General features: G+C 52.8%; 12 protein-coding genes. 4 read left to right on the top strand and 8 right to left on the bottom strand.

The features are described 5' to 3' along the window. Window positions 1-47: 47 nt before the first annotated feature. Together ACP5D4_RS14285 and secA are read left to right on the top strand one after the other, a co-directional pair. Window positions 48-710 (top strand): hypothetical protein, encoded by a 663-nt coding sequence (locus ACP5D4_RS14285; protein ID WP_428012292.1) that lies wholly within the window; start codon window positions 48-50, stop codon window positions 708-710. Window positions 711-885: 175 nt separating this feature from the next. Continuing rightward, complete coding sequence (gene secA / locus ACP5D4_RS14280; RefSeq protein ID WP_428012291.1) at window positions 886-3,711, top strand: preprotein translocase subunit SecA; 2,826 nt, start codon at window positions 886-888, stop codon at window positions 3,709-3,711. A 118-nt stretch (window positions 3,712-3,829) separates the two neighbouring features. Here the strand turns inward: secA and ACP5D4_RS14275 are convergent, their stop codons facing one another. The 4 genes from ACP5D4_RS14275 to ACP5D4_RS14260 all read right to left on the bottom strand — a co-directional run bounded on the left by ACP5D4_RS14275 (window position 3,830) and on the right by ACP5D4_RS14260 (window position 6,461). Then, window positions 3,830-3,976 carry a hypothetical protein gene (locus ACP5D4_RS14275; protein WP_428012290.1) on the bottom strand — a complete coding sequence of 49 codons (147 nt, stop codon included), beginning with the start codon at window positions 3,974-3,976 and terminating at the stop codon, window positions 3,830-3,832. Window positions 3,977-4,370: 394 nt separating this feature from the next. Beyond that, on the bottom strand, window positions 4,371-5,357 hold the full coding sequence (thiL, locus tag ACP5D4_RS14270) for a thiamine-phosphate kinase (RefSeq protein WP_428012289.1): 987 nt from the start codon (window positions 5,355-5,357) through the stop codon (window positions 4,371-4,373). Window positions 5,358-5,364: 7 nt separating this feature from the next. Next, window positions 5,365-5,778 (bottom strand): aspartate 1-decarboxylase, encoded by a 414-nt coding sequence (gene panD, locus ACP5D4_RS14265; RefSeq protein WP_428012288.1) that lies wholly within the window; start codon window positions 5,776-5,778, stop codon window positions 5,365-5,367. Window positions 5,779-5,951: 173 nt separating this feature from the next. Continuing rightward, window positions 5,952-6,461, bottom strand: coding sequence for an inorganic diphosphatase (locus ACP5D4_RS14260; protein WP_017661683.1), 510 nt, complete (start codon window positions 6,459-6,461; stop codon window positions 5,952-5,954). 35 nt (window positions 6,462-6,496) lie between these two features. On the opposite strand from ACP5D4_RS14260, the gene ACP5D4_RS14255 reads away from it, so the two are divergent. Continuing rightward, window positions 6,497-6,625, top strand: a complete 129-nt coding sequence (locus ACP5D4_RS14255) for a hypothetical protein (protein WP_428012287.1) — start codon at window positions 6,497-6,499, stop codon at window positions 6,623-6,625. On the opposite strand, the gene ACP5D4_RS14250 is transcribed toward ACP5D4_RS14255, so the two are convergent. The 4 genes from ACP5D4_RS14250 to ychF form a co-directional block, all read right to left on the bottom strand. Next, on the bottom strand, window positions 6,622-6,936 hold the full coding sequence (locus tag ACP5D4_RS14250) for a hypothetical protein (protein ID WP_428012286.1): 315 nt from the start codon (window positions 6,934-6,936) through the stop codon (window positions 6,622-6,624). The genes ACP5D4_RS14255 and ACP5D4_RS14250 overlap by 4 nt on opposite strands. 180 nt (window positions 6,937-7,116) lie before the next feature. Further along, window positions 7,117-7,329, bottom strand: a complete 213-nt coding sequence (locus ACP5D4_RS14245) for a hypothetical protein (RefSeq protein WP_428012285.1) — start codon at window positions 7,327-7,329, stop codon at window positions 7,117-7,119. A gap of 568 nt (window positions 7,330-7,897) precedes the next feature. Beyond that, window positions 7,898-8,212 carry a phage holin family protein gene (locus ACP5D4_RS14240; protein WP_428012284.1) on the bottom strand — a complete coding sequence of 105 codons (315 nt, stop codon included), beginning with the start codon at window positions 8,210-8,212 and terminating at the stop codon, window positions 7,898-7,900. A gap of 73 nt (window positions 8,213-8,285) precedes the next feature. Beyond that, on the bottom strand, window positions 8,286-9,377 hold the full coding sequence (ychF, locus tag ACP5D4_RS14235; RefSeq protein WP_428012283.1) for a redox-regulated ATPase YchF: 1,092 nt from the start codon (window positions 9,375-9,377) through the stop codon (window positions 8,286-8,288). A gap of 135 nt (window positions 9,378-9,512) precedes the next feature. On the opposite strand from ychF, the gene cbiT reads away from it, so the two are divergent. Then, a complete protein-coding gene (gene cbiT / locus ACP5D4_RS14230) occupies window positions 9,513-10,121 on the top strand; it encodes a precorrin-6Y C5,15-methyltransferase subunit CbiT (protein ID WP_428012282.1) in 609 nt (202 codons plus the stop codon). The last annotated feature ends 48 nt before the right edge of the window (window positions 10,122-10,169 follow it).

Raw genomic sequence — 10,169 nt, 5'->3', positions numbered from 1 at the left:
TCCCAATTGGGGTATCATCGGTCTGTCGAATATAGAGAAGAGGAATAATGGGAGGATTCGGGGCTGCCTTTGGCCGAGCGTTTCGCAAAGAAAGCGTTCTTTCACTTTACGAACAACATCGCCCCCAGATGAAAACCGGAGATGTCATCGCCTTTTCTGGCAACACCGGCTTTTCCGACTTAATCAAATGGGGAACCGGTTCGACGTACTCTCACGTCGGTATCGTCCTCAAACTGGGATTGAGTGGCGGCTTCGGCGATAGCGTGATGGTGGTCGAATCCACCACCGAAGTCTCCCGTAGCGAAGTCTCCCCCACCGAAATTATCAAAGGCGTTCAACTCAACTGGCTCTCCAAACGAACCCTCCTTTACGACGGTGCCGTGTGGTGGGTTCCCCTCAAACATCCCTTACCGCCAGAAGGCAAAACCCAAGCCGAAGCCTGGTTGCGAGAAACCCACAACCAGCGCGTACCTTACGATTTCGCCCAAGTCATGGGGTCCGGAATCGATTTGTTCGATCGCCTCGGCTTGAGCAACCAAGAAGACTTCTCGCGGCTGTTCTGTTCCGAACTCGTCTCCAAAGCCCTCAAAATCGCAGGCGTTCTCGACGACAACCTCAACCCGTCCGAACAAACCCCCGCTGACGTGGTGAACTTCCCCTGCTTAGATCGACCCGTTCTCATCAAATCCAACTCCGGCCCGGCCGAATAACCCCCGCAGGTGGGAAAACCCGCCCTTTCGTTTCTGTGCCGTACCAAATCAAAATGGTACGATGAACGTAACTTAACATTCGTTCTTAAAATAAACCTCCAGACGCAACGCCCACTCGTGGGAGTTGAGGCGTGCGGTTGCAGACGGTTCGACACACGCTTTCTCATATCTGGCTATGCTTAAACGACTGCTCGGCGATCCCAACACCCGCAAGCTCAAAAAACTCCAACCCCTCGTGACGGAAGTCAAACTCTTTGAAGAAGAGATGCAGGCGCTTTCGGACGAAGAGCTGGCCGGGAAAACATCTCAGTTCAAGCAACAACTCGAGAAAGCCAAGTCGGACGACGAACTCAACGAGATGCTCGACGAGATGTTACCCGAAGCCTTCGCCGTGGTTCGGGAAGCCTCCCGTCGCGTCTTGGGAATGCGCCACTTCGACGTACAGGTTCTCGGGGGTATCGTCCTTCACCAAGGGGAAATCGCCGAAATGAAAACCGGGGAAGGTAAAACCCTGGTCGCCACCCTTCCCTCTTATCTCAACGCTCTCTCGGGAAGAGGCGTTCACATCGTCACCGTCAACGACTACCTGGCACGCCGCGACGCGGAATGGATGGGACAAGTCCATCGCTTCCTAGGGCTGTCTGTGGGACTGATCCAGCAGGGGATGACCCCCGACGAACGCCGCCGTAACTATGGCTGCGACATCACCTATTGCACCAACTCCGAACTGGGTTTCGACTACCTGCGGGACAACATGGCCACCTCGATGGACGAAGTGGTACAGCGTCCCTTTAACTACTGCGTCATCGACGAAGTGGATTCGGTTCTCATCGACGAAGCCCGCACGCCGTTGATTATCTCCGGTCAAGTGGAACGTCCGAGCGAGAAATACCGTCGCGCCGCTGAAGTGGCGGCGAAGCTGGTTCGGGGAACGGAAGAAGATCCGAAAGATTACGAAGTGGACGAAAAAGCCCGCAACGTCCTGCTTTCGGACGAGGGCTTCGCGCGAGCGGAAGAGTTGTTAGGAGTCAGCGATTTGTACGATCCTGACGATCCTTGGGCGCACTATATCTTCAACGCCGTTAAAGCCAAAGAACTCTTTATTAAAGACGTAAACTACATCGTGCGAGATGGCGATGCGGTCATCGTAGATGAGTTTACGGGACGGGTGATGCCGGGACGCCGCTGGAGTGACGGGTTACACCAGGCGATCGAAGCCAAGGAAGGACTCGACATTCAGCCGGAAACCCAAACCCTGGCGACGATTACCTATCAAAATTTCTTCTTGCTGTACCCGAAACTGGCGGGGATGACGGGAACGGCGAAAACGGAAGAATCGGAATTCGAGAAGATTTACAACCTCCGCGTCACGGTGATTCCCACGAACCGCCCCCTCCGTCGGAAGGACTTGTCAGACATGGTTTATAAAACTGAACCGGCCAAGTGGAAAGCCGTCGCTCAAGACTGTGCGGAAATGCACGAAAAAGGCCGTCCGGTACTGGTGGGAACGACGAGCGTGGAAAAATCGGAGGTACTGTCGCGCCTGCTGAGTCAGTTGGAGGTTCCCCACAACCTGCTCAACGCGAAACCGGAAAACGTGGAACGGGAAGCGGAAATCGTCGCCCAAGCGGGACGCCGAGGCACGGTGACGATCGCCACCAATATGGCAGGACGGGGAACGGACATTATCCTGGGCGGGAACGCGGACTATATGGCGCGGTTGAAACTGCGGGAATACTTCATGCCTCGTTTGGCGCGTCCGGAGGAAGAGGGAAGTTTCGCTTCCCGCAAAATTCCCGGTAGTAAGGGACGCAGTAAAGCTAAAGGCTTCGACGCGGTGACGAAACCGAAAACCTGGAAAGCTTCTTCGCAAATCTTCCCGGTGGAGTTGACGCCGGAGTTGGAACAGCAACTCAAGGAAATGGTCGATTTCGCGGTGAAAGAGTACGGCGAGCGCAGTTTGCCGGAGTTGGAAGCTGAAGAACGCATCGCGACAGCGGCGGAAAAAGCTCCGGTAGAAGACCCGGTGGTGCAAAAACTGCGGGAGGTGTACAACCAGCTTTTACACCACTATGAAGGCCATACTTCTGAGGAACATAACGAGGTGGTGGAACTCGGGGGACTGCACGTGATCGGAACGGAACGTCACGAGTCTCGCCGGGTGGACAACCAGCTTCGCGGACGGGCGGGACGCCAGGGCGACCCCGGTTCGACGCGGTTTTTCCTGAGTTTGGAAGATAATCTGTTGCGGATTTTCGGCGGCGATCGCGTGGCGGGATTGATGAACGCCTTCCGCGTAGAGGAAGATATGCCGATTGAGTCGGGAATGCTGACGCGATCGCTCGAAGGCGCTCAGAAAAAGGTGGAAACCTACTATTACGACATTCGGAAACAGGTGTTCGAGTACGACGAGGTGATGAACAACCAACGTCGCGCCATCTACGCCGAACGCCGCCGGGTGTTGGAAGGGCAGGATTTGAAAGAGCGGGTCATTGAATACGCGGAAATGACGATGGACGATATCGTCAATGCGTACATTAACCCGGAACTGCCCACGGAGGAATGGAACCTCGATAAACTCGTCGATAAGGTCAAACAGTTTGTTTATTTGCTGGACGAACTGGAACCCAGCCAGTTGGAAGATATGGCGGTGGAGGAGATTAAAACCTTCCTTCACGAACAGGTTCGCATTGCTTACGACATTAAGGAAGCGCAAGTGGAACGCATTCAACCGGGGTTGATGCGCCAAGCGGAACGCTTCTTCATTCTGCAACGGATCGATACGCTTTGGCGGGAACACTTGCAGCAAATGGACGCCCTGCGGGAGTCGGTGAGTTTGCGCGGTTACGGGCAAAAAGACCCCCTCATCGAGTATAAGAGCGAAGGATACGAGTTGTTCTTGGAAATGACGATCGACATTCGCCGCGATGTGGTGTACTCGCTGTTCCAATTCCAACCCCAGGTTCAGCAGTCGGTGGAAACGCCTTCGACTACGGCGTAGGGAAACGCTCGAAACCTTGTATCAGATCCCCGGCATCTCGGAGATGCCGGGGATTTCGCCTTATCGTTAACCCCCCCATCGCTGCATTTTCGGAAAACGTAGCGACGGGGGGAATTTTTCATGGATTCATCCAATCGAATTTCGTGCTTTTCTTGCTACGACGCCGACGATTGGCGTGTTTTTGATGTTGTAATTTTTCCCAAGTATGAGAACGGGAAAACAAATTGTGGTTGAACGCGAAGCGTTGGCTTTCGTGTTGACTCATAAATTCAAACCTCCTAATTTTAATTCAAAACTAGGAAACATGGATTTCAAACGCTCGATCGGAGGATTTTTAGGTAATTTTTTTAGGCTCTTCGCCGTTTAGGGTGACAGAAAAACTGACTTCACGAGATTTCAGGGGTTTTGGCTCTCGATTCTCCAGGTATTTGTATTTTGCTATACATTTTCCCCCGCAAACGGCGGAGACCCTTTTTTTAGGTTAAAAATTAGGTCACTTTAAATTCAAAAACAACTAAAAAACCTAAAGAATGTGGGATTTTACGACCGTTTTACCCAACCGAACTAACCTCAAAAAATACCACGCATCCTCTACCAAACAGTCTCGGATGTTTCCGAGGAATTTCTACTTCTATTGTATGCGGATTTCACAGATCGCCTTAAAAATGCTGAAATCCCCCCTGCATCGTCAAGGGTTCTCGCGATTCCCCATCAACCAACCAAGCCCCCTCTCCTGTAACGATTTCCCCAACCACTGACGCGCCGGGTAAGGCTTCAACAAACCGCTGGGCGTGGGAAGGAGACAAACACAACACTAACTCGAAATCTTCGCCGCCGTAGAGCGTCCAATTTCGCGCGGTTTCCGCAGATACCATCGCCGTGACATCTGGCGAAACGGGCAGAGATTCCGGCCATAACTGGGCTGAAACGCCACTTTCTCGGGCGATTTGCACTACGGCGTCGGCTAATCCATCGCTGCTGTCCATTCCGGCGACGCGAGGCTCGTTTTCGGTGGTTTTCCAGGTTTTCCACAATAGGGAAACGGCGTCGAATCGGGGGATTGGGCGTTGGTGGGCGCGAAGGAGGCGATCGTACTGTTCTGACGATACCGGATATTCGGCGTCTGGTTCTAACAACAACGCCAACCCCGCCCGAGACGCCCCGTGAACGCCAGTTACGACGATCGAATCTCCCGGTTTCGCCTGACTGCGACGAAGAACCAACTCCGGTTCGACATTTCCGAAAGCGGTAATGGAGATGGATTTCACGGGGGACTGACAGACATCGCCGCCCACGATCGCACTCTCGAATCGATCGAGACAGGCTTTCATCCCCCGATACAGCCCTTCAACCCAGTCTACAGGGGTATCTCTCGGCATCGCCAAACTTACAGTAATTCCGATAGGAAACGCCCCCATCGACGCCAAATCCGACAGGTTCGCCGCCACCGCTCGCCATCCAGCGTCTTCAGCGGAGGTGGTGCGATCGCTAAAATGGACGCCATCGACGAGGGTATCGGTGGTGACGACGAGACGACGAGACGCCGGAAACGACAAAACCGCCGCATCGTCGCCGACGAGTCCCGTCGCGCAAAACTGATGCAGTCGTTCGAGTAATCCCCGTTCGCCGAGATCTCCAACTTCCATGAAGTCGCTAGACGAGTTGGGCTTCGGCGGTTCGGGCTTCGATGGGGCTGAGGGGGTGGGGGTAATGGCGCACGTCGTCGATGCGGTTGTCTTCGCCCACGATGACGACTTTGGGTTGGTGGTGTTGCAGTTCTTCTCGCGAAAACTGCGCGTAAGCCATAATAATGACGCGATCGCCTGCGGTTCCCAACCGGGCGGCTGCGCCGTTGAGTTCTACGATACCCGAGTTCGGCGGAGCGGAAATGGCGTAACTGACGAGTCGCGCTCCGTTGGTGACGTTCACGATATGCACCTGTTCGTAGGGGAGGATTCCGGCGGCGTCGAGTAACGCTCGATCGATACCGATGCTACCCATGTAGTCTAAATTGGCGCCGGTTAAGGTGCAGTTGTGAAGTTTGGCGTAAAGGAGCGATCGCTGCATAATTCTCGAAGAATGGCTGAAGTACGAAACCTCAAGGAACAAAAACTGAACTGGGAAAGATTTGAGAAGAAAGAATCGAACGGTCGAACCGGGCTGTTGGAGTCTTCTCTTATTCTGATTCTAGCGAGAAACCCGGTATCTCCACGATACCGGGTGGCTGGCTTACCTTGATGTTACTTGTAAGCTTTCACGCATTCTTCAACCAAGGGCGCCACAGCATCCACGTCTTTCCAGCCCAGGATTTCCGTCACTTTCTTTTCGAGGTTTTTGTAAGTGCGGAAAAATTCGGCCACTTCGTCGAGACGGTGTTGTTCGACGTTTTCGAGGGATTTGTATTCGGCGTAACGGGGATCTTCGGCGGGAACGCACAGGAGTTTTTCGTCGCGATCGCCACCGTCGATCATTTCTAACATCCCGATGGGACGGGCGGAAATGACGCAGCCGGGAAACGTCGGTTGGTCCATCATCACCAAGCCGTCGAGGGGGTCGCCGTCGTCAGCCAGGGTGTTGGGGATAAAACCGTAGTCGAAGGGATAGTGAACCGATGCAAACAAGACGCGATCGAGCGCAAAGCAACCGAGGTCTTTGTCGAATTCGTATTTGTTTTTACTTCCGGCGGGAATTTCGATTAAAACGTTGACTAAACCCGGTTTGGGTTGTGCGGGAATGCGCGATAAATCCACAAGCGTTTCTCCAGTTCCTGTTGACGATACAAAACGTGCTGAAACACGACAGTTCGACCGCCCGAGCCAACTCAGACGGCCGCCGTCTGACGAACTCATTCTACAACTCGACTGGCGCAACCCAGGTTTTGACTTCGGGAATTGGCTCGATCGAACCGGATTAGGGGACTCGATCGAATCTCGGATCGAGTAATCCTCCCGAACCACTTCCCAGCCGAGACATCGGATAAATCTGACGCGGGGAATCGACCGTTCCCGCCGAGTAGAGCAAGATGACTAAAAGGGGTAGTGTTAATGTCAGCAGCGCGATCGCGGTTCCCACCAGTTGGGAGAAGCCGTGAGGGAGAGGCTGCTGTGACCTGCCAGACTGACTACCAGATTCCATATAAGACGCATGTAATGTCCAAACTCGATCGCAACGGGAAACGGCGCAACGACAGCCGCGATCGAAAGGCGGGCGAGGAAGTCTCTCCATGGAGACCCCAGGGTTGAGATCTATTGAGATCTATCTTAGAAAGCGTTGACCGAAGTAACTGTCTTTCAGCCAACACTCTCAACAAAAGTCAAGTTTCGATCGCACTTCGTAACCTATCGTAGTGTGTTTCTCTCGACTGGAACCGAAATTCCAAGCGGAGAGTCGCGATACGCCGCCTCTTCAGCCGTTGGAATCGAGAAAATCGGGAATCACCCATTTGGGGGGTTCCGCCATTTTCTTCCGCAAGGCGGCTTCGGCGATATCGTGCATTTTATCGATCGAGGTTTCGCCGATAAACTTGGCGGCGTTTTGAGCGTATTCGCGGTTCGGACAGCGATCGCCCAAAACGCATCCGTTTACGCATGCTTCCGCACAGTTTATGTTGGTCTCCATTGTGGTCGATTATTAAGGCTTTGCTGTTATGTTTCTAGTATAGCATTTTCTTTTAAGATGGGGGGCGAATGCCGATGCGATCGTCGTCACACTGAAGCCCTATGAACTTCTATTATTTGATTGAAATATCTTTTTGTTAATTGATTCTTAATCTCGTAACCGATCGAAGGTTGAACCGCAGAGAAAATGCAGATATATGATACCACTCAACCCATTAATTTCTCTGTTTTTATAGTTCCGCACCACAGAGGCAAAGAGAACCCAGAGAATTGGTCAGAGGTAATTCAGGAAAAGCGAGCAGAACCTCACGGATATACGACGCGAGATATTGTGGAATTCCAACAGATTTGAAATCAAGAATATAAAACTCGCGACTGTCAGAACAAGCCGCGAGTTTCGGGTCGATCGAACGTCCTCCGAATATCTCGAACTCCGATTTGACCAAACGACGCGCGATCGGGTGATTTAGAATCCTCTTAAAACCGAGGCTAATTTTCGCTCTAAATTCCCAAAAAATCAAATTTGAACGTTAAAATCCAAAAAATGAAATCCAACAAAACAGACCAATTTAAGACGGGAAGACTTTAAACAAAATCGAATTGATAATGCTCAAAGTGATCGAGCCGAGTAGCGCACTCCAAATCCCCCAGCGCAAGCGGAATCCCTGCACGAACCAAGCCGCCAAACCAAACACGATCGCGTTGATAATGACGACAAACAAGCCGAGGGTTAAAACGACGAACGGAAACCCCAACACAAACAAAACCGGTTTGATGAGGGCGTTTAGCACCCCGAAAACCGCCGCCGAAACCAAAACCTTATTCAAACTGTCGATTTCCACCCCCAGGGGGAGCTTGGAAATAATAAAGAAGCTCAGGGACATGATGAGCCAGGTGACAATCGTCCCACGATGTCGATTTGCATAGCTGTGTATCTCCCAAAACGGAGTCACTACACTACACATTAAAGCGAAATAACATCACATCGCCTTCTCGCACAACATAATCTTTACCTTCACTGCGAAGCAGACCCTTCTCCTTCGCCGCTGTCATCGACCCCGCTTCCACCAAATCCTCAAATCCGATGGTTTCCGCACGAATAAAGCCCCGCTCGAAATCCGTGTGAATCACCCCCGCCGCTTGCGGTGCGGTCATTCCAGCATGAATCGTCCAAGCACGAGTTTCCTTCGGACCCGTCGTCAAATAAGTACGCAGTCCCAACAAATCGTAAGTGGCGCGAATCAGAGATTGCAGACCCCCTTCACTAACTCCCAGAGATTCGAGGAAATCGCCCCGTTCCTCCTCGGGAAGTTCGATGAGTTCCGATTCCACCTGCGCCGAAACCACCACCACCTGGGCGTTTTCCTCCTGAGCGACCTCGCGAACCTGTTCCACCCACTGATTTCCTTGAGCTAAATCGTCTTCCGAGACGTTCGTGGCGTAAATAATCGGCTTGCGCGTCAGCAGTCCCAACGCTTTGATGGCGAGGGCTTCCTCCTCCGTCAACTCCGCTAAGCGAGCGGATTTCCCCTCATTGAGAACCGCCGCCACTTTTTCCAACGCCTCGAGTTCCAGTTTCGCGTCCTTATTATTGCGAGCTTGCTTGCGGGTGCGCTCCATGCGGCGTTCCACTTGCGCCAAATCCGCCAAGCCTAACTCCAAGTTAATCACTTCAATGTCCCGCACCGGGTCGATCGATCCCGAAACGTGAACGATATCGTCGTTTTCAAAACAGCGCACCACGTGAACGATGGCGTCCACCTCTCGGATATTGGCGAGAAACTGGTTTCCCAACCCTTCCCCTTGACTAGCACCTTTGACTAATCCGGCGATATCGACGAATTCAATACGAGTGGGGACGATTTGCTCCGACTCCGAAATTTTCGCTAAAACGTTCAAGCGTTCGTCCGGAACAGCGACGACGCCGACATTCGGCTCGATAGTACAAAAGGGGAAGTTGGCCGCTTGCGCTTTAGCGTTGGCGACGAGAGCGTTGAAGAGAGTAGATTTTCCGACGTTGGGCAGTCCGACAATTCCGGCTCTGAGCATACTGGGAGTTCGGTGAGGCTTGCTTGCTTGAGTCTTGTTTGCTCTGCTAGTTTAGCGTGAGATCGAAAATACAGGATACCCGATCGCTCGATCGCCGCCATCCCGTTCGCCAAATCCGTTTACCCAAACCTATTCATGTCTGCTCCCCTCTGGCCTTACGTCACGCCGGGAATTCCCGACGAACTCTTCGAGCGTCTTCCGGGAATTCCCCTCAGCAAACGGGAAGTCCGGCTCGTTTTGCTGTCGCAACTGCGCTTAAAAGTCGATTCGATTCTCTGGGATATCGGTGCCGGAACGGGGACGATTCCCGTTGAAAGCGGTTTGCTTTGTCGCCAAGGTCGAATTTTAGCCATCGAACGAGACGAAGACGTGGCGAACCTGATTCGTCGCAACTGCGATCGCTTCAGTTTGCAGAACGTCGAAGTCATCGAAGGGAACGCCCCCGAATGTCTGGCACAACTGTCGCCGCCGCCAACCCACGCTTGTATCGAAGGGGGACGGCAGATTAAAGATATCTTGCAGGCGGTATGGGAGTCCATGGACGCGGGGGGACGCATCGTCGCAACGGCGGCGAACTTAGAAAGTCTCTATACAATTTCCGAATCTTTCGCCCAACTCCAGCTTCGCAACATCGAAGTGGTTCAATCCGCCGTCAACCGCCTCGAAAAACGAGGAACCTCCCAAGTTCTCGCCGCCGTCAACCCGATTTTCGTTCTCAGCGGCGAGAAGATGGATTGTTGTTGACATCCTCACCGCCCTGGAAGGGCGGTGATTCCCAAACCTCGCGATTTG

Source organism: Baaleninema sp., from assembly GCF_049974805.1.
GTDB lineage: Bacteria > Cyanobacteriota > Cyanobacteriia > Cyanobacteriales > Geitlerinemataceae > Baaleninema.
Note: the sequence above shows the minus strand (reverse complement) of the source record. Positions and strands in the feature narration are given on the sequence as shown.

What these genes read in the sequence shown, in the direction of transcription:
- ACP5D4_RS14285 (WP_428012292.1), top strand. Translation starts at nt 48, where the DNA reads ATGGGAGGATTCGGGGCTGCCTTTGGCCGAGCGTTTCGCAAAGAAAGC.
- secA (WP_428012291.1), top strand. Translation starts at nt 886, where the DNA reads ATGCTTAAACGACTGCTCGGCGATCCCAACACCCGCAAGCTCAAAAAA.
- ACP5D4_RS14275 (WP_428012290.1), bottom strand. Translation starts at nt 3,976, where the DNA reads ATGAGTCAACACGAAAGCCAACGCTTCGCGTTCAACCACAATTTGTTT.
- thiL (WP_428012289.1), bottom strand. Translation starts at nt 5,357, where the DNA reads ATGGAAGTTGGAGATCTCGGCGAACGGGGATTACTCGAACGACTGCAT.
- panD (WP_428012288.1), bottom strand. Translation starts at nt 5,778, where the DNA reads ATGCAGCGATCGCTCCTTTACGCCAAACTTCACAACTGCACCTTAACC.
- ACP5D4_RS14250 (WP_428012286.1), bottom strand. Translation starts at nt 6,936, where the DNA reads ATGGAGAGACTTCCTCGCCCGCCTTTCGATCGCGGCTGTCGTTGCGCC.
- ACP5D4_RS14245 (WP_428012285.1), bottom strand. Translation starts at nt 7,329, where the DNA reads ATGGAGACCAACATAAACTGTGCGGAAGCATGCGTAAACGGATGCGTT.
- ACP5D4_RS14240 (WP_428012284.1), bottom strand. Translation starts at nt 8,212, where the DNA reads ATGTCCCTGAGCTTCTTTATTATTTCCAAGCTCCCCCTGGGGGTGGAA.
- ychF (WP_428012283.1), bottom strand. Translation starts at nt 9,377, where the DNA reads ATGCTCAGAGCCGGAATTGTCGGACTGCCCAACGTCGGAAAATCTACT.
- cbiT (WP_428012282.1), top strand. Translation starts at nt 9,513, where the DNA reads ATGTCTGCTCCCCTCTGGCCTTACGTCACGCCGGGAATTCCCGACGAA.